The sequence below is a fragment of the Changpingibacter yushuensis genome (genome assembly GCF_014041995.1).
GTDB lineage: Bacteria > Actinomycetota > Actinomycetes > Actinomycetales > Actinomycetaceae > Changpingibacter > Changpingibacter yushuensis.
Window position 1 is genome coordinate 1,818,308 of the sequence record NZ_CP059492.1, and the last position, 18,183, is coordinate 1,836,490.

Here is an 18,183-nt window from a genome sequence, read left to right on the forward strand (position 1 = left end):
GACCTACTTGGTTTCGTCGGGATTGGGCGCCGCGGCGGCTTCGGGTTCACCGATCATGTAATCGGTGAGTGCGGCCTCCAATCCGGCGGAGACCATCGCGTGGATCCACGTTCCGCCGTCGCGATACTCAACGGGTTCTAGGAGTTCACCTTCCGCATATACGCGTGAGACCAGCGATCCCATTGAATACGGGATCACAACCTGCACCTGCACTGCGGGGCGGGGCAACGCTTGGTCGATGACCTCCATGAGGTCGTCGATTCCTTCGCCGGTCAAACACGAGACGACGACGGCACCCGAAAAGCGTGATCGCAAAGTTGCGATGTCAACGGGATCGGCGAGGTCAGCTTTGGAGAGCACGATGATCTCGTGAGCATCGTGGATGCCTGGCACGTCAGCCAGGGTGTCATGGACCGCCTGTACCTGACCAACGGGATCGTGGTGCGATGCGTCAACAACGTGCAAGAGCACGTCAGCCTCTCCCACTTCCTCAAGAGTTGAGCGAAACGCTTCCACTAGCTGAGTTGGCAGGTTGCGAACAAACCCAACTGTGTCAGAGATTGTGAAGTCGCGCCCTTCAGGGGTGCGCGCTCTACGCACAGTGGGGTCGAGGGTGGCGAACAAAGCGTTCTCAACGAGCACGCCTGCTCCGGTGATCCGATTAAGGAGCGAGGATTTCCCCGCGTTTGTGTATCCGACTATCACGACGGATGGAATCTTGGTGCGGCGGCGTTCAGACCTCTGCTGTTCACGAGCAGGCGTCATCTGCCGAATATCCTTACGGAGTTTCGCCATGCGATTTCGGATGCGGCGGCGGTCCATTTCGATCTGGGTTTCGCCAGGGCCGCGGGATCCAATACCTGCACCGGCCGCCACTCGGCCACCGGCCTGCCGGGACATGGACTCACCCCAACCACGCAGGCGCGGGAGCAAGTACTCTAGTTGAGCGAGCTCCACCTGAGCTTTGCCCTCGCGGGACTTGGCATGGCGAGCAAAGATATCCAGAATCAAGGCGGTGCGGTCTATCACCTTGACCTTGACGATGTCCTCAAGTGCACGGCGTTGGGAGGGTGCCAGCTCCGAATCGGCGATGACCGTATCGGCTTCAAGCTCTGCAACGAGTTCGGCCAGTTCCTTGGCCTTTCCTGAGCCGAGATAGGTTGCTGGATCGGGCAGGTCGCGGTGTTGAATCACGCCGTCGAGCACTTCGGATCCAGCAGTTTCTGCCAGAGCGGCGAGTTCCCGTAGGGAGTCCTCTGCATCCTTGAGCGTGCCATCCAGCCACAACCCCACCAAGACGACTCGTTCGAGCCTGACCTGACGGTACTCAATATCGACGCCTTCTTCGCGTTCGACGCCAGTTTCTTGGCTCGCCACACGCCGCAATGAGGTACGTTCCTCACGGTCGAGTGAATCTCCAGACCATGAACCTGTGTATGCGGGGTCCGCCTGAAGCGCGGTGCCTTCGCGCGAGTGGACATCCACCTCGGAATCGTGATCTAAGGCGTCACGGTTGGCGGCGTCGTCGTTCGTTCGGGCCACATCGGACCCTGATGTTGTGGACGTTGTGTACTCCTTCAATTGGCTCCTCTAATAATCTCACATCGCAGAAGCGTGCGCTGAGCAGGCTCGGGTAAACTACCTTCGTGAGCACAGAGCATTACTTTTCCGCCAGCCCCTCATCCGACGAAGCGCCAGTCCTGCGCGAGGTAACTCTGCGCGGCAATCCCTATTCTGTGGTGACCCAAGGCGGTGTCTTCTCACATGATCGCGTCGATAAGGGAACGGCTGTTCTGCTGTCAAAAGTCCCGGATCCGCTCCTAGCGCACAGGGGCATCGCGGTGGACGTTGGCTGCGGCTGGGGCCCCATCACGCTGGCACTTGCAGCGGCAGCACCCGGCGCCCACGTATGGGGTGTTGATGTCAATGAACGCGCCCGGAAACTGACGGCTGAGAACCTAGAGCGAGCGGGTCTTAGTGGATCTGTATTCTCTCCCGAGGAAGCCTTCGCCCAGTTGGGCGACCGCAAGGTTGACCTTATCTGGTCCAACCCTCCCGTGCGTATTGGAAAGGCGGAGTTGCACTCGCTTCTTTCGACTTGGCTCACCGTCTTGTCCGACGACGGCGTCGCCTACCTCGTTGTGCAAAAGAACCTTGGCGCAGATTCCCTTCAGAACTGGCTTCACAAGCAAGGTTTCGGATGCGAGAAGATCGGCTCAGCCAAGGGGTTTCGAGTCTTTGAGGCTACCCGCCACCCCCGTGCCGACGTTGTGGATTCCCACGAAGGCTAGGAGCTTAGTGCCCCGCAATCCCCAGCACATTCACTTCGGCGACGAGGATAGCTGGACCAGTCAGGAATGCTCGGCCGCCCTCAATGAGCACCGAAAGGTGGCCACCTCGAGCATCTATCTCAACTCTGCCCGCACAGTCGCCGCGAGCAAGTAGTACAGCGAGTGCCACAGCGCACGTGCCAGTTCCACAGGCCAAAGTCTCACCTACGCCTCGTTCGAGGACCCGCATGGCGGTGACTTCTCCTGGCACGGCAAGCTCAAGGTTAGTCCCGTCTTTCGGAACCGGATCGTACTGTGGCGCGTGATGAAGATCCGCGGCTTCGAGTTCTGCGAGGTTCTGCAACAGCACCACGGTATGTGGATTAGGCATCGTGACAGAGACGGCAGGCCGGATCCCAACTCCCGGAATGTCGACGGTGGTATCTGCTCCGCCGGGGCCGAATGGCAGGCCGTACTCTCCCATATCCACGGTGTAGTCAGTATCGTTGAACCGAACAGTACGAACTCCGCCACGGGTTGCCACGGCAACCTCTTCACCCGATACCAGATCGATGAGGCCCTGGATCCTCAGATAGTGCACGAACACCCGCACACCATTGCCGCACATCTGCGCAACAGAGCCGTCCGCATTGCGATAGTCCATGAACCATTCGGCCTCAGGATGGGCCGCGGCAACATCAGCCATTTCAGGCACATGCGCAGTGCGCACAACACGGATCAGACCGTCGGCTCCAACGCCTAGATGCCTATCGCATATAGCTGCAACAGTCTGTTCACTGATGGTGCGCTGACCAGCTAGGTCTGGAACCAGCACGAAGTCGTTGCCAGCACCGTGCCCCTTGGTGAGGGTCACGCCTTCAAGCTCAGGGATTATCACGTGTTTAGCCTATCTCCATGATGCGGGATGCGATATCACGGGCCACGCGCGTGATATCACCGTCAGTCAGATCAAACCACGTCAAACGCGGATCAGCACGGAACCATGTGCCTTGCTTCTTTGCGAGCCGTCGCGTAGCAAGAGCTATGGATTCGATCGCCTCCTGCGGGGTGAGGTTCCCGTCAATGACGTCAAGTGCCTGCGCATATCCAGTAGCGCGCGACGCAGTTGGTGCGTGGCGCAGACCTACATCAATGAGCCCTCTCGTCTCTTCAAGGAGACCACTCTTCATCATGTCCTGTGCGCGGCGTTCGATGGAATCGTGCAGCACGGCTTTCTCACGAGTAACTGCAAACATGAGCACGGACTCGAAGTGGGAGGTGTGCCGAGGGAAGCGTGGCGTGTAGGGCTGGCCTGTCAAACGAATGACCTCCAACGCCCGAACCACTCGTCTGGGGTTCGCTACATCCATCGTTGCGTAAGCACGGGGATCTTTCTGGGCTAGCTCCGCAACCAGCGGAGCTAGCCCCTGCATGGTCACGGTGGCTTCAAGTTCCGCGCGGATCCGCGAGTCGTGGCCCGGAAAGTCCAACTCATCGAGCAGACCAGATACATACAGCCCTGATCCGCCCACAACGATCGGGATCCTGTCGCGCGATTGGATGTCTGCAACATCCAATCGCGCGGAGCGCTGGTAGGCAGCCACACTCGCTTCATCTGTCACATCAAGCACGTCGACCTGGTGATGTGGGATTCCCAGGCGTTGCTCCAGCGGAAGCTTGGCCGTGCCAATGTCCATACCGCGGTAGAGCTGCATGGCGTCAGCAGAAATGATCTCAACTGAGTCTGGCCCGCCCAGAAGCGCCGCGAGTTCAAGCGACAGGGCCGTCTTGCCTGAAGCAGTTGGGCCGACGATTGAAACTATCACTGGTCAGTCCGCAGGCCGCGAAGATGCCACTGGGAGGGAGGTCCGAATGCTTGGCATGCCGATTGCAACAGGTGCCCGTCCTTCCGCTTCCGCTGTCAGTTCGGCAGTCCGGCGTTCGCGGGCCTGCCATGCGTCGCCCGACCGCGTGCGCCGCACCTCAAACAGTCCACCTTCAGAGGCCGAATCTGCCACCAAGTGGTAGGGAGCAGCGTGGGTAACCACAGCACGCACCATATCGCCTGGCCGGGGCCGCTCGGCTTCAGGCAAGGTATCTGGAAGTGCCACATGGACGAGCCGATTGTCAGCTGCTCGGCCACTCACGCGGTGTGTGGCGCGGTCCTTGCGGCCCTCGCTCTCCGAGACGAGCACTTCGACAGCGCGACCAACCTGCTTACGGTTTTCTTCTTCCGAGATTCTGTCCTGGAGCGCGGAAAGCCGCCGGTAGCGATCTGCAACGACGGCTTCGGGGACCTGCTCCTCCATGTCCGCGGCCGGAGTACCCGGGCGTGGTGAATAGATAAAAGTGAATGCTGAGCTGAACCGAGACTTCTCCACAACATCCAAGGTCGCTTGGAAGTCCTCTTCGGTCTCACCAGGAAAGCCCACAATGATGTCAGTTGTGATGGCGGCGTCAGGAATCTGATCGCGCACACGCTCAAGGATGCCTAGGAACTTCTCTGATCGATACGAACGCCGCATCTTTCGAAGAATCGAGTCAGAGCCTGATTGAAGTGGCATATGTAGTGACGGCATCACGTTGTGAGTCTCAGCCATCGCAGCGATGACCTCATCAGAGAAAGCTGCTGGATGGGGTGAGGTAAAGCGCACTCGCTCTAGGCCAGGAACCTCTCCGCATGCGCGCAGGAGCTTAGCGAATGCTTGCCTATCACCAAATCCGACGCCGTATGAGTTGACGTTCTGCCCAAGCAGAGTCACTTCCAACGCGCCTTCAGATACAACTGCATTAACCTCGTTGAGCACGTCGCCTGGCCTGCGATCACGTTCCTTTCCCCGAAGATGGGGAACAATGCAGAAGGTACACGTGTTGTTGCAGCCCACGGAGATCGAAACCCAGGCCGCATATGCCGACTCACGGTGCGTGGGCAAGGTTGAAGGGAATACCTTCAACGATTCTTCAATCTCCACGGCAGCCTCGTGATTGTGGCGAGCCCGCTCAAGCAGTGCTGGAAGGACGTCGAGGTTATGGGTGCCAAGCACGGCATCCACCCACGGTGCTTTTTCCACAATGCCGTCTCGCATCTGTTGGGCAAGGCAGCCCCCTACAGCAATCTGCATGCCGGGGCGATCTCGCTTGACAGATGCGAGCTGCCCGAGGTTACCGAACAGCTTGTTGGCAGCGTTCTCCCGCACCGAACACGTGTTGAGAATAACGATGTCCGCACCCTCGTCGCCGGCCAGCGTGGCACGCGCCGCCTTGTCCGGGACCTGCGCAACAGGCACATAGCCCGCAGCGTCAAGGAGGCCCGCAAGACGTTCGGAATCGTGGACGTTCATCTGGCAGCCAAGGGTACGGATGGCATAGGTAATCGGTAGTTCAGACATCGCCGACCAGTCTAGTTGAGAGAATCCAAATCACCAGCATGCCGCATGAGGCATGCATCGCGTTTGACAGCACTACACATCTTCTTGCCATTCGGGTACGTCAGAACTCAGCTCTGCTTCTGCAAGTTGAGATTGTGCCTGGCGTAGTGCCAGTGTGCATTGCGACGGCGAATAGCCGCGCCGCGCAAGCATTGCGTAGGTGCGTCTATACAGAGTTTCTGGGTTGCCGGACCTACTTGCGAGTTTCTTGAATGCGAGCTGAACTGCTCCTTCAAGCTCCTCTTCGGGGTCGATAGTAGAGACTGCCTGCTCGACGAGCTCACGATCGACTCCTTTGCGGCGCAACTCTTCGGAAATGGCCCTGCGCGAAGCCTTCTTCTCAGCCAGCCGCATGCGGGTCACCACCTCTGCAAAGTGGGCATCATCGATTAAGCCAATCGACTCAAAATAGGAGAGAACCTCCTCGGCCACATCGGAAGGAACGTCCCTGCGTTCCATGGCTTGCGCCAGTTGAGCGCGTGATCGGTCCACCATGGCGAGTTGTCTCATCACAATATCCCGACCACGCGCTAGCTGTTCATCACGGCTGAGCTCTCCATCGATGGAGTGGGTGCCACGAGTACGGCGCGGAGACATCAGAATTCGACGTCCGTATCCTCACCCTCAGGCACGACAGACTCTGTTCCTGGTTCCCCAGCAATTCCTACCTTGACAAGAATCTTGTGTTCAATTTCAGCTGCCATCTCAGGATTGTCCTTGAGGAACTGGCGCGCCTTTTCTTTACCTTGACCAAGCTGATCACCTTCATAGGTGAACCATGCGCCAGACTTACGGACGATTCCCAGATCGACACCCATGTCGATAATTCCGCCTTCACGCGAAATACCTTGGCCGTACAGGATGTCAAATTCTGCTTGCTTGAATGGAGGCGCCATCTTGTTCTTGACGACCTTGACACGCGTCCGGTTTCCAACTGGATCGGTTCCCTCTTTAAGGGTTTCGATACGACGCACATCAAGGCGTATAGAAGCGTAAAACTTCAGTGCCTTTCCACCCGTGGTGGTCTCAGGATTGCCGAAGAATACACCGATCTTCTCACGCAGCTGATTGATGAAGATTGCTGTGGTACCCGAAGCGGAAAGAGCACCGGTGATCTTGCGTAGGGCTTGGCTCATAAGCCGTGCCTGCAGACCAACATGTGAATCACCCATCTCACCTTCAATTTCCGCCTTTGGGACAAGGGCGGCGACTGAATCGATGACGATGATGTCAAGCGCACCTGAGCGGATCAACATATCCGCAATTTCAAGCGCTTGTTCGCCAGTATCTGGCTGCGAGACAATGAGCGAATCGGTATCAACGCCAAGCCTCTTGGCGTACTCCGGATCAAGGGCGTGTTCAGCATCAATGAAGGCAGCAATCCCGCCACCTTTTTGAGCATTCGCCACAGCATGTAGTGCCACTGTGGTCTTTCCGGAGGATTCTGGCCCATAGACTTCAACAACGCGTCCGCGTGGCAAACCTCCGATGCCAAGGGCAATATCTAGAGCAACAGATCCAGTGGGAATGACTTGAACAGCTGTGTGGACTTTGTCCCCCAGCTTCATGACGGAACCCTTGCCGAACTGGCGATCAATTTGAGAAAGCGCTACATCGAGCGCCTTAGCACGGTCAGTTGCCTTTGTGACGGGCACGCTGGAAGTGGAGCTGGACTTAGCCATCGTTATTCCTCTGTATCGATGCCGCTCATGCGGCGCGGTCAGAACAGGTCTGTTCGGAGCCCGCCCTCGCCGAGCGGCTATCCGAGATCCACGTTATGCCCAACCTCCGACACAAAAAGAAGACTGAACTGCACTGTGCAGAACCTTCCACTCCCGGGACCTGTGGAACACACTACTCTCGAACGTCCGTTCGATAAAGAGCAACACGCACACATCTTGATGAGGCGCTTTCTTCCACAGCATTGTCACAAAAGACTCACGTAACGTGCGGTATCAGCCGGCGGCCTAGCAGCCAAGCCGCGTCACTCGCTCCAATGCAACTCGCACAGCAGCTACCGCCAGCCACGTCACTACCGGCGGTGAACTGCGCAGCAACTCTCAGCCAACCAAACGGTCACGATCTTCCGGCTTCACACGATTAATGAAGTAGTAGGAGGAAGGCAAGTCCATCGCATCGCACATCGCCTCCCACACCCGTTGTGGGTTCTCCCCCGCATCGAGTGCTTCACGTGGGCTCACATCACCCAACGCGGAAAGGACCAAATCCTCTGCCAAGCTGTGCCCACGTCCATTGGGGTATACCCAATCGACCGCGGCCCAGAACTCGGATTCTCGCATCAGTTCAGCTTTGCAAGTTCAGCGCGCACCAGCTCATCCGGCACCGCATTTGGAACTCGCATGTGCGGAGGAATACGGCCTTCAATGAGGTCGATACGGTCCGCGACGAGCCGCAGAACATGACTCAACGGCACGTTCAGTGCGCGGCAAATCGAGGAAAGCAACTCAGAGGAGGCTTCCTTTTGACCACGCTCTACCTCTGAGAGGTAACCCAGTGAAACCCGGGCGCCCGAGGACACCTCGCGAAGCGTGCGGCCCTGACGCTGGCGATATTCGCGCAGCACCTCACCGAGTTCACGGCGCAGAAGCGCCTGTTCGCGGTGCATTGATTCAACAGTCTGATGGATTACTTCATCGTTCTTCCGGTTGACGCCGGTACGTAGCTCCATGCTCATCAACTCTCTCAACGTCGAACGTTGGAATTATGTTCCCGTTCAAGTTACCTAAATCAGTAAAGCACAAAACTTGAGTGGATGCCACTCAAGTTTTGTTTCGTCGCAAGACTCAAATCTGAGCCGGTGCTTACGTGCCATCCTTCACACGCTAGCTGGGGAAGTCCTGAGAAACTACGTCTACTGGTGAGGGAGAACTCCCCACAGAGACTCCCTCAGGAGCTCAATGACCGCATCGATGGTGCCCGAACGGATCTGTGATCGTGTACCACTCAACCGTAAGAGCCGGTTTGCCTCGCCGAGCACGCCCGCAAGTCCGATCCACACAGTCCCAGCCTCATGTCCGTCGGCTGGACCAGGGCCAGCCACGCCCGTCGTCGACAATCCAATGTTGGCGCCCAGAACTGAACACGCACCGCGTGCCATCTGGAGAGCCACTTCGCCATCCACAGGACCTGTCAGCAGCAGCTGATCGCGGGAAACACCCAACAGCGACGCTTTAACATCAGTTGCATAGGAGACCACACCCCCACGCAAAATCTCAGAGACTCCGGGCACTGCCACAAACGTTGCAGTCAGGGCTCCTCCCGTCAAAGACTCGGCGCAACCGAGAGTAAGCCCGCGCCGCTTGAGTTCGTCGACAATTGCGCGGACACTTTCGTCTGCACTAGGTAACTTGCGCTCCATGTGCTTCAACTCCCCTGCAAACCGCACCGCACCAGCGGGCTAATCCTGCGAATCGTCAGCTTCCTTGGCTTGCCGAATGATCCGCTGCGCATCATGTACATATCCCACCGCCGAGCTGAGCGAATAGTACAGAGCAATACCCAACAGCGCGTAGCACAGCCACATAGCCGCTGTTGCCAGCGTTCCGGGCAAGAATGAATGCCAAGGAGCCAGAAGCATTCCAATGCCCACAGATTGGAAGACCATCTTGATCTTGCCACCTTTGCCAGCAGCCATGACTTGCCTGCGCACCAACGCCATCCGCATGAGCGTGATGGCCAGTTCGCGGCCAATCATGAGGACCGTGACCCACCACCACAAGTACCCATGCCACGACAACATAATGAGAGCCGCTGAGATCAGCGCTTTATCTGCGATCGAGTCAGCGAGCTTGCCGAAATCAGTGACAAGGTTCCGTGATCGGGCCAAATAGCCGTCCAGTTTGTCCGTGATAGCAGCAACCACGAAGACGGCACAGGCAATCCACGCGCGTCCCGGAGTGGCTTCCCAGTAGACCAAAATGAACACTGGCACCAAGATGAGGCGAACGATTGTCAGGACGTTGGCGATATTGAGAACCGGAGGTTCATTCCTCGGTTCACGTTGATGGCTACTCACATGCCAAGCCTAGCCGCCCGTCCCGTGTTCTTCTCGAACCACCGCCGATAGAATGCTTGTACATCACGAGGGGAAAACATGCGCCGCACTCACATTTTTCTGGCAGCAACGTGCACAATGATTGCGTTGGCTAGCTGTACATCAGCAAGTTCCGCGCCAGCGTCCTCACAGCCTCCAGCTGCCCAAGCCTCTGACTCCCCCACTGCTGAAGCCACTCCGGAGCCAACTTCAACGGCCACGCCCAGCGAGATCTCCATCGTCGCCGGCGGAGATATTCTTCTTCACCTTTCGGTCAACGCCGCCGCGTGGAATGGATCCACCTACGACTACACCACACTGTTTTCGGGGATCTCCGACTGGATCAGCGGTGCGGACCTTGCGCTGTGCGCCCTTGAGGTGCCGATTGTCCCCGACGGTCAGGAGCCGTCCAACTACCCCAACTTTGGCGCTCCACCAGAGATCGCAACTTCGCTCAAGCACATGGGCTGGGATGGCTGCGCACTGGCCACCAACCACTCAATGGACCGTGGCTTTGCCGGAGTCGAGTCCACAATCCGCCATTTGGAGGCTGAGGGCCTCGGACACGCTGGAACCGCTCGTACCCAAGAAGAAGCCGACGAAATCCAGTATTACACCTTGGAGACCGGCGGACGTGACCTGAAGATCGCTCATATCTCAGCCACCACGCTCACCAACGGAATACCCATCCCGGCCGAACACCCCTACTCATGGAACGTGGTGGGAAGCCTCGGAAATAACTCTGTGGAAGATATCATCGCGGATGCGAAAGAAGCTCGCGCCAAAGGTGCGGGCCTCGTTGTGGTCTCGATGCATTGGGGAACAGAGTATGTGTCTGATCCCATTGAGGAACAAACACTCATCGCACAAGAGTTGGCAGATTCCGGAGAAGTTGACGTGATCTTCGGGAACCATTCACACGTTCCTGAACCTGTCACCAAGGTGGATGGCGGGCCGGACGGCCAAGGTATGTGGGTGGTGTGGTCCATGGGGAATCTCATTTCCGGTCAGACCATCGAGAACCACGGGTACCGGGTCACCACGGGCCTCCTCACTACCGCTACAGTAAGTGTTCCGCCCGAGGGCTCTGCACACGTGACCAACCTCGAATGGACGGCCGTCACGCAGGATGACCGCACAGATCACCTATTCCTACTCAATAGGCTGATGAATGGCGAAGGCGGCACCGGCATGTCGCTTTCAGCGGCCGAAATTCAGGCGCGTGCGGACGCTACGTACCCGGTTATGGAAGCGGACGGCTCCTCAGAGCGAACCGTGGCACCAACAGGGCAATCCACGTTAGTCTCCATTGCGCGCCAGTAGCGCCCTAACGGCACTAGCGGAGTTCCAAGAATCCTCGCCCGTCCGTTGGCGCCCATCAGCGGCCTGTGAGCTGCCAAGCATCCTCGCCAGATTCGCCCTCGTCGTCGTCATCGTCGTACCAACTTGTGGCGGAGGGTTGAGTGGCGTGGTCTAGCGGATCACGTGGGTACCTATCCACGACGGTTGGTGAATCCGGGCTACCTGCTGGTTCGCGGTCACTATCATCGCCGTCCCACTCTCCCCAATCTTCTGACGACTCGGATTCAATGACGCCGGGAGAATCAGCTTCCTCGACGTCGCCCAACGTGGGGCGCTCGCCACGAAGCACGGCCAAACAGTCCTCGAGCTGCTCAGGCGAAACCAACACTGCCCTAGCTTTCGAACCCTCTGATGGCCCCACGATCTCATACTGCTCCAGCAAATCCATCATGCGGCCCGCCTTAGCAAACCCAATTCGCAGCTTTCGCTGAAGCATAGATGTGGAGCCAAACTGGGTAGTCACAACTATCTCAGCAGCCTGGAGCAGCACCTCAAGATCATCCCCGATCTCGTCGCGTTGCTTCTTCTGGGCTTCAACTTCCTCAAAGTCCTCGCGATAATGCGGCTGGAGTTGCCCCTTGACGTGGGCAACCACACGCTCAATCTCTTCTTCGTCTACCCACGCTCCTTGGAGGCGAATCGGCTTTGAGGCACCCGCGGGTAGGAAGAGCGCATCGCCCTGACCAATCAGCTTCTCGGCGCCTGACTGGTCCAGAATTGTCCGGGAATCAACAAGCGATGAGGTCATGAACGCGAGGCGCGATGGGATGTTTGCTTTGATGACGCCCGTCACGATGTCTACAGAAGGACGCTGAGTTGCCAACACCAAATGGATACCAGCGGCCCTAGCAAGCTGTGTGATCCGCTGGATGGACGCTTCGACGTCGCGGGGGGCCACCATCATCAAATCGGCTAGTTCGTCTACAACCACGAGGAGGTAAGGGTACGGCGCAAGTGTTCGGTGTGGATCATGAGCCGCTACGCTGCCTTCACGCACAGCCGCGTTGAAATCGTTGATGTTCTTGAAGTGGTACGCAGCCATGTCGTCATAGCGCGCATCCATCTCCTTGACCACCCAGTCGAGGGCCTCAGCTGCCTTCTTCGGGTTGGTAATGATCGGGGTGATGAGATGCGGAATACCCGCATAGATCGTGAGTTCCACGCGTTTGGGATCGACAAGAATCATGCGCACCTGATCGGGAGTCGCACGCATCATGATTGACGTGATCATCGAGTTGATGAAAGACGATTTACCCGCGCCTGTAGCACCTGCCACCAAGAGATGAGGCATCTTCGCTAGGTTAGCGATGACGAACTGCCCTTGAACGTTCTTTCCCACGCCCACGGTGAGAGGATGCGAAGCCTTCTGGGCTGTTCCAGAGCGGAGGACATCCCCAAGCAGAACGGTCTCGCGGTCTGCATTGGGAATCTCGATTCCCACAGCCGACTTGCCAGGAATTGGTGAAAGTATGCGCACATCCGCTGAGGCCACCGCGTAGGCGATGTTCTTTGACAGTGCGCCGATGCGTTCGACTTTGACGCCTGGGCCCAGTTCAACCTCATACTGTGTAACTGTGGGTCCGCGAGAGAATCCCACCACCTGCGCATCCACTGAGAAATCGGTGAACACTTGAGTTAGTTGGGCGACGACGCGGTCGTTCGCTTCCGTCTTTTCCTTGTGCGGTAGTCCCGCCTTGAGGTCGCCCAGATCCGGCAGTCGATAGGTTACATCGGGGTCCAATGCAAGTTGCTGCCCTTCAACGCCTACGTTGCTGATACCTGGAGCGGGTAGGTCCGAAGGAAGAACACCGGCGATGGTAGCTTGACTGTCTGGATCAGACGGCTCCCGCACTGTCTCTGGCGCCTTGCGCTTGGATGCGCGCTTGCGTTGCGAACTGGGTGTCTCAACCGCTTCAAGCGCCTGACGAGCCAGCTCATCCTCATTGGTGGCCTCGATAGCGGGCGCCACTTCCGTGGGCTCAGCATCTGCAGTTGAACGCCTCCTCCTGGGAAGAAGGCGGGTGGGGGTTGGAGCGACGTCGATCTCATGCGCTGAATCGTATGGAATGGAAGCGGACGCTCCGCGGTTTGCAACCTCGGAGGCCTCATCACCTGTGGGCTTGGAGCCACGAATCCAGACCCATATGTCGTGGACAGTTGTGTTGGTGATGTACAACAGCGCAAAGATCAGAAGGAGTCCGAGCACCGCATACGCGCCATATGCAGAAAGCAAGGTCTTCAAGGCCGCGCCAATCGCCCAGCCAACTAGGCCACCAGCTCCCTCAATTTCCACGAAGTTCTCGATGGGGCTCGCTGGGTCGCCCGCCAACTGGAGAATGCCAGAAATCGAAAGAATCATGAGGAAGAGACCCAGTGCAATACGGCGATTCGTGGCGGGCGGACTCGCGCGGAAGAACTGTACCGAAATGAAGAGAAGCAGCACCGGAACCAGAATTGAGAGGAGGCCCACCGCACCGGAGGTCACATGGTGGATTGCTCCGCCGAGCAATCCGGACAAGTTGAACCATTCCCTGAGCGCCACGATAATCGCGAGCGCCAAGAAGCCAAATGCGATTGCATCTCGCTTGAGGCCAGACATGGGCTTGCGCTCAACCGCGGGCGCCGGCTCACTGCGAGGAGAGGGGTTCGCACCAGACCTGCTGGAGGGACGCCTCTTCTTCGCTTCTTCTTTGGGCACTCGTGGACTCACATTAGAACACTAGCGCGAGCCACGGCGGGTTGCACTTGGCGCGCCGCCATGTGACGCGTTCTTACACCCCTAAACCCTCGATCAACCGCCAGATAGACGGGCCTAAACGTCCCGCTTCGCGTCCTGCAATCTCCACAACTTCATCAGGATCGATAATCTCACCGCTGGCTTCGTGTGCTGTGACGGTTGAGAGTGCGAGCACATCCATTCTGTGCGCTCGCGCTTCGATGGCTTCCAGAACGCTGGACATTCCGAGCGCCTGAGCTCCGAGGAGAGAGATCGCTCGTGCCTCCGCGGCTGTCTCATAGTGAGGACCAGGAAGCATCGCGTAGATGCCTTCAACCAAATCAATTCCATCGAGTTCAGCCTCGTGGCGAGCTCTTTGGCGCAGGCCGAGAGAATAGGTCTCCGTGAGATCTACGAAGGTCGCCCCGTGAAGAGGCGAAGTACCGGTGAGGTTGAGGTGATCGGTCAGCATCATGATCTGGCCTAGCGGCCAATCCTGGAAAAGGGCCCCGTTCGCGTTGGTTAGCACGAGCGTCTTGACGCCCAGAGCCGCCGCCACCCGAACATTCCGGCTCACTTCAGCGGGCCCGTGCCCCTCATACAGGTGCGTGCGACCCGAGAAGACCAGAGTGCGATGCCCCTTATGCTCAAAAGCGACTAGCTGGCCGGCGTGCCCTGGAGCGACAGGCGGGCGTAATCCAACCTCCGCATACGTTGTGGCTGCGATAGGGTCCGGCCACGCGTCAAGGAGAGGGCCCCAGCCAGACCCAAGGACAACTGCTGCATCATAACTGGCCAAGCCAAACCGTTTCCGGATTGCCTCAGCGCTTGCTTCATCGGAAACCATGGCTCACATCGTAGTCCTGAACACGCAAAAACGCGGTGTCTCGAGATTCTCAGCAGATTGGAACCAAGGCGATCAAATCAGGGCATGGCTACACGACTAGGGCTTCCTATCGGATAGGAGCTAGACCTCTACAACAGTTGGGATGATCATGGGCGAGCGGCGAAGCTTACGGGAGACCCACCGGCCCATGACCCGGCGCATGGCTTGCTGCATGCCGTACGTATCCATGCCCTTCTCCAGAGCTTCCTCAAGAGCCACCGTGACTTCGGGGAGGATATCGTCAAACACAGATTCATCTTCCGCCATGGCGCGGGCTTGAATATGCGGGCCTGTCACAATCTGCTCAGCCTTGGCATCTACAGCAGCGAAGATGGCGATGAAGCCCTCTTCCGCGAGTATGCGGCGATCCTTGAGTTCGGTCTCTGTGATGTCTCCAACCGAGGATCCGTCAACATAGATCTCGTGGAATGGCACAGAACCTACCAGTTGGACCACTCCATCGTGCATATCTATGACGGAACCGTTTTCCGCGAGGATCACATTCTCTGGCGGAACACCCGTCTTGACTGCTATGCCGCCGTTTGCCACCTGATGGCGAACTTCGCCGTGAATAGGCATAGCAAAAGCCGGCTGGAGGATGTTGTAACAATAGAGCAGTTCGCCTTGAGCAGCGTGACCCGATACGTGAACACGTGCGTTTCCTTGGTGGATGACGCGGGCACCAAGACGCATGAGCCCATTGATAAGGCGGTACACGGAGTTTTCGTTGCCAGGGATAAGAGAGGACGCAAAAAGCACCGTATCGCTTGGACCCACCGCTATCTTCGGATGAGTCGAGGATGCGATACGAGCTAGAACTGCCATCGGTTCACCTTGAGAACCAGTGGACATGTAGACCCTTTGATTCTCAGGGATGTCACGCATGTATCCCAGGTCCAAAAGCACTCCGGCCGGAACGTCCAAATAGCCGAGTTCAGCAGCGATGGTCATATTGCGCACCATCGAACGGCCAACGAAGGCAACCTTGCGCCCGTGGTGGGCGGCGGCGTTGAGTACTTGCTGAACGCGATGAACGTGTGACGAGAAGGAAGCCACCACGATCTGCCCAGGTGCATGAGCAAATACATCGTCGATAACCGGACCGATTTCTGATTCAGACCGTACGAAGCCGGGAACCTCAGCATTGGTTGAGTCGCACATGAACAGATCTACGCCCTCTTGACCGGCCTTGGCAAAGGCTCGCAGATCAGTCAGGCGGCCATCAACTGGCAGCTGATCCATCTTGAAGTCCCCCGTGATGAGAATGTTGCCTTCGGGTGACCGCACAAATACAGCCAAAGCATCAGGGACCGAGTGGTTCACCGCGATGAATTCCATCTCGAACGGCCCCACATTCTCTACGTCACCCTCCACCACGATGTGGGAATGTGGCTTGATGCGGTGCTCTTGAAGCTTTGCCTCGATAAATGCAATGGTCAGCTGAGAACCGACAATTGGAATATCGTTACGAAGCTTCAGAAGATAGGGAACGGCACCAATATGGTCCTCATGGCCGTGCGTGAGCACAATGGCTTCGACGTCGTTAATCCGATTCTTCAGATAATCAATATCAGGAAGTATGAGATCAACGCCGGGTTGGCTTTCTTCCGGGAAGAGCACACCACAATCGACGACGACGAGCTTGCCCTGATACTCCAGAACATTGCAGTTGCGCCCGACTTCGCCTAACCCTCCAAGAGGAATGATACGAACGGCATCGTTGGACAAAGGAGCAGGCATCACGTGGTCAGTCACAGCACTATTGTCGCATGAGATCAACCCGAATTGGCGGGCACATGCACATATGCGTTGTTGTTCATCGTTTGGGCGCGCTGTGGCTCACATCAATCCGTTGTGACGCAACACTTGGGCGAGTTCAGCAATCTGCCCCTTCGATGCTCCCACAAGCGGCAGCCGAAGAGTGGCTGAAGGCAGCACACCGGCAAGCTTGAGGGCTTCTTTGGCCATAACCGCACCTTGGCCCCCACCCATAATCGCTTGAATAACGGGCCGCTGGCGTGCGGCCTCAGCGCGCGCAGCAGGCAAATCGCCAGCGTCGACTTCTGTCACTAGCGCGCGCAGTTGCTTGGCAATGATATGCCCGGCCACAGATACAACACCGGACGCTCCGTGTGCGAGCCACGCAAAGTTCAGGGCGTCGTCGCCCGAGTAATACTCGAGCCCGGTGACGTCCATCTTCACAAAACCGTCAGCCACATCGCCTGTGGCGTCTTTGACAGCCAGAATGCGTGGATGCTCCGCGAGGCGCTTGAGAGTGTCCAACTCCAGCTTGACTCCGGTTCGCCCCGGGATGTCATAGATCATGACGGGCAGATCTGTGGCTTGGGTGACTGCCAGAATATGCTGGTACACGCCTTCTTGAGATGGGCGGTTGTAGTACGGAGCCACAACGAGCAAGCCATCGGCGCCCGATTCCAGTGCACCTTGCGCAACGCGTACTGCGTGCGCAGTGTCATTCGAACCTGCGCCGGCGATCACCATCGCACGGTTTCCGAGGCTCTTCTTGACCTCCCGAACAAGCTCATCCTTCTCCGGCTGATGGGTGGTGGGAGACTCCCCAGTGGTACCCGAAAGGAGGATGGCGTCACAGCCATCGTCAACCAACTTGTTGGCTAGGGCCACGGCGGAATCTATGTCAAGGGCGCCGCCTTCATGGAACGGTGTCACCATCGCAACGGCGACAGAGCCGAATGCGCGCTGCGGGACCTGCGTTGTCTCACTCATGCTTCATGACTCTAGCGTGCGCGAAGACGTTGCGTGGCAAGGACCCGATATTCGGACGGACGTCAATTGGGCGGACCAACGCGGTGCCAGCTAGCCTAGTGGGCATGAGCGAGTCACATGTGTTTGTTCGTCCTGCTACTGGCCTAGACGCCTCTGCGATGGGCGATATTCATGCACGAACGATGAAAGCCGAGCTGGTGGCAGCTACGGGCGCACGCCTCGCTGCTGACGTGGAGGCGCTGATCGACGCCCGTGTGTTCGCCAATGCGTGGCTTGGCACCATCTCGAACCCACCTTCCTCCGATCATCACGTACTCGTTGCAGTTCACGACGGCGTCATAGCGGGATTCGTCGCGTTTTGCCCCACTGTTGTGTCCGACGACGTGGTCGTGACACCCGCGCGGGCAAATGTCGCGGAGCAGCGCAGTAGCGAAGCAGCCAAACGGGTTGTGGTGGAAGTGACGGCTTTGGAAGTTCCCGCGGCACGGCAGCGGGCAGGGCACGGATCGCGCCTTCTGGCTGCGGCAACGGACACCGCCCGCCAACAGGGAGCCACTGAGATCCAGACATGGGTGTTGGCGGGCGACGACGCGCACATCAAGTTCTTTCAGGCCGCAGGCTTTGCGCCTGCGGGACTGCGCCGCGCAGTGGACGTGGGCGGCGTCTTGGTCAACGAGCACTGCTGGCATGCTCTGCTGGCAGAGTGAACGCCCACGATCACG

The 18,183-nt window shown here is 57.9% G+C and carries 17 protein-coding genes; 3 read left to right on the forward strand and 14 right to left on the reverse strand.

Features of this window, described 5'->3' with window-relative positions:
* Window positions 1-3 precede the first annotated feature (3 nt).
* Window positions 4-1,581 carry a GTPase HflX gene (gene hflX / locus H2O17_RS07945; RefSeq protein ID WP_223148994.1) on the reverse strand — a complete coding sequence of 526 codons (1,578 nt, stop codon included), beginning with the start codon at window positions 1,579-1,581 and terminating at the stop codon, window positions 4-6.
* Window positions 1,582-1,646: 65 nt separating this feature from the next.
* Between hflX and H2O17_RS07950 the strand changes: the two genes are divergently transcribed.
* Window positions 1,647-2,291: a class I SAM-dependent methyltransferase gene (locus tag H2O17_RS07950; RefSeq protein ID WP_182049202.1), complete on the forward strand. Its 645-nt coding sequence runs from the start codon at window positions 1,647-1,649 to the stop codon at window positions 2,289-2,291.
* Between the two features lie 4 nt (window positions 2,292-2,295).
* On the opposite strand, the gene dapF is transcribed toward H2O17_RS07950, so the two are convergent.
* The 9 genes from dapF to pgsA all read right to left on the reverse strand — a co-directional run bounded on the left by dapF (window position 2,296) and on the right by pgsA (window position 9,734).
* Window positions 2,296-3,168, reverse strand: a complete 873-nt coding sequence (gene dapF, locus H2O17_RS07955; protein WP_182049203.1) for a diaminopimelate epimerase — start codon at window positions 3,166-3,168, stop codon at window positions 2,296-2,298.
* A gap of 4 nt (window positions 3,169-3,172) precedes the next feature.
* Window positions 3,173-4,096 (reverse strand): tRNA (adenosine(37)-N6)-dimethylallyltransferase MiaA, encoded by a 924-nt coding sequence (miaA, locus tag H2O17_RS07960; RefSeq protein ID WP_182049204.1) that lies wholly within the window; start codon window positions 4,094-4,096, stop codon window positions 3,173-3,175.
* 3 nt (window positions 4,097-4,099) lie between these two features.
* Window positions 4,100-5,659, reverse strand: coding sequence for a tRNA (N6-isopentenyl adenosine(37)-C2)-methylthiotransferase MiaB (gene miaB, locus H2O17_RS07965; RefSeq protein ID WP_182049205.1), 1,560 nt, complete (start codon window positions 5,657-5,659; stop codon window positions 4,100-4,102).
* 72 nt (window positions 5,660-5,731) lie between these two features.
* Window positions 5,732-6,208 carry a regulatory protein RecX gene (locus H2O17_RS07970; protein WP_246311197.1) on the reverse strand — a complete coding sequence of 159 codons (477 nt, stop codon included), beginning with the start codon at window positions 6,206-6,208 and terminating at the stop codon, window positions 5,732-5,734.
* Window positions 6,209-6,294: 86 nt separating this feature from the next.
* A complete protein-coding gene (gene recA / locus H2O17_RS07975; protein ID WP_182049207.1) occupies window positions 6,295-7,380 on the reverse strand; it encodes a recombinase RecA in 1,086 nt (361 codons plus the stop codon).
* Window positions 7,381-7,758: 378 nt separating this feature from the next.
* Window positions 7,759-7,998, reverse strand: coding sequence for a DUF3046 domain-containing protein (locus H2O17_RS07980; RefSeq protein ID WP_182049208.1), 240 nt, complete (start codon window positions 7,996-7,998; stop codon window positions 7,759-7,761).
* Window positions 7,998-8,324: a helix-turn-helix domain-containing protein gene (locus H2O17_RS07985; protein WP_246311362.1), complete on the reverse strand. Its 327-nt coding sequence runs from the start codon at window positions 8,322-8,324 to the stop codon at window positions 7,998-8,000. The genes H2O17_RS07980 and H2O17_RS07985 overlap by 1 nt, the downstream gene beginning before the upstream one ends.
* A 246-nt stretch (window positions 8,325-8,570) precedes the next feature.
* A complete protein-coding gene (locus H2O17_RS07990) occupies window positions 8,571-9,077 on the reverse strand; it encodes a CinA family protein (RefSeq protein WP_182049210.1) in 507 nt (168 codons plus the stop codon).
* Between the two features lie 39 nt (window positions 9,078-9,116).
* Window positions 9,117-9,734, reverse strand: coding sequence for a CDP-diacylglycerol--glycerol-3-phosphate 3-phosphatidyltransferase (pgsA, locus tag H2O17_RS07995; protein WP_182049211.1), 618 nt, complete (start codon window positions 9,732-9,734; stop codon window positions 9,117-9,119).
* A gap of 78 nt (window positions 9,735-9,812) precedes the next feature.
* On the opposite strand from pgsA, the gene H2O17_RS08000 reads away from it, so the two are divergent.
* Window positions 9,813-11,075: a CapA family protein gene (locus H2O17_RS08000; protein ID WP_182049212.1), complete on the forward strand. Its 1,263-nt coding sequence runs from the start codon at window positions 9,813-9,815 to the stop codon at window positions 11,073-11,075.
* Window positions 11,076-11,130: 55 nt separating this feature from the next.
* Here the strand turns inward: H2O17_RS08000 and H2O17_RS08005 are convergent, their stop codons facing one another.
* The 4 genes from H2O17_RS08005 to dapA all read right to left on the reverse strand — a co-directional run bounded on the left by H2O17_RS08005 (window position 11,131) and on the right by dapA (window position 17,461).
* On the reverse strand, window positions 11,131-13,824 hold the full coding sequence (locus H2O17_RS08005) for an FtsK/SpoIIIE family DNA translocase (protein ID WP_246311198.1): 2,694 nt from the start codon (window positions 13,822-13,824) through the stop codon (window positions 11,131-11,133).
* Between the two features lie 61 nt (window positions 13,825-13,885).
* Window positions 13,886-14,677: a purine-nucleoside phosphorylase gene (locus tag H2O17_RS08010; protein WP_182049213.1), complete on the reverse strand. Its 792-nt coding sequence runs from the start codon at window positions 14,675-14,677 to the stop codon at window positions 13,886-13,888.
* 120 nt (window positions 14,678-14,797) lie between these two features.
* Window positions 14,798-16,456, reverse strand: a complete 1,659-nt coding sequence (locus H2O17_RS08015; RefSeq protein WP_182050993.1) for a ribonuclease J — start codon at window positions 16,454-16,456, stop codon at window positions 14,798-14,800.
* A gap of 99 nt (window positions 16,457-16,555) precedes the next feature.
* Window positions 16,556-17,461 (reverse strand): 4-hydroxy-tetrahydrodipicolinate synthase, encoded by a 906-nt coding sequence (dapA, locus tag H2O17_RS08020; RefSeq protein ID WP_182049214.1) that lies wholly within the window; start codon window positions 17,459-17,461, stop codon window positions 16,556-16,558.
* A gap of 104 nt (window positions 17,462-17,565) precedes the next feature.
* Here dapA and H2O17_RS08025 point away from each other — a divergent pair, with 104 nt between their 5' ends.
* Window positions 17,566-18,168, forward strand: a complete 603-nt coding sequence (locus H2O17_RS08025) for a GNAT family N-acetyltransferase (protein ID WP_182049215.1) — start codon at window positions 17,566-17,568, stop codon at window positions 18,166-18,168.
* Window positions 18,169-18,183 lie beyond the last annotated feature (15 nt).

Bases quoted from the DNA above. Each gene is read 5' to 3' on its own strand.
- H2O17_RS08025 (WP_182049215.1), top strand. From the start codon at position 17,566: ATGAGCGAGTCACATGTGTTTGTTCGTCCTGCTACTGGCCTAGACGCC.
- H2O17_RS07970 (WP_246311197.1), bottom strand. From the start codon at position 6,208: ATGAGACAACTCGCCATGGTGGACCGATCACGCGCTCAACTGGCGCAA.
- dapA (WP_182049214.1), bottom strand. From the start codon at position 17,461: ATGAGTGAGACAACGCAGGTCCCGCAGCGCGCATTCGGCTCTGTCGCC.
- H2O17_RS08015 (WP_182050993.1), bottom strand. From the start codon at position 16,456: ATGCCTGCTCCTTTGTCCAACGATGCCGTTCGTATCATTCCTCTTGGA.
- H2O17_RS07990 (WP_182049210.1), bottom strand. From the start codon at position 9,077: ATGGAGCGCAAGTTACCTAGTGCAGACGAAAGTGTCCGCGCAATTGTC.
- recA (WP_182049207.1), bottom strand. From the start codon at position 7,380: ATGGCTAAGTCCAGCTCCACTTCCAGCGTGCCCGTCACAAAGGCAACT.
- H2O17_RS07980 (WP_182049208.1), bottom strand. From the start codon at position 7,998: ATGCGAGAATCCGAGTTCTGGGCCGCGGTCGATTGGGTATACCCCAAT.
- miaB (WP_182049205.1), bottom strand. From the start codon at position 5,659: ATGTCTGAACTACCGATTACCTATGCCATCCGTACCCTTGGCTGCCAG.
- H2O17_RS08010 (WP_182049213.1), bottom strand. From the start codon at position 14,677: ATGGTTTCCGATGAAGCAAGCGCTGAGGCAATCCGGAAACGGTTTGGC.
- H2O17_RS07985 (WP_246311362.1), bottom strand. From the start codon at position 8,324: ATGCACCGCGAACAGGCGCTTCTGCGCCGTGAACTCGGTGAGGTGCTG.
- H2O17_RS08000 (WP_182049212.1), top strand. From the start codon at position 9,813: ATGCGCCGCACTCACATTTTTCTGGCAGCAACGTGCACAATGATTGCG.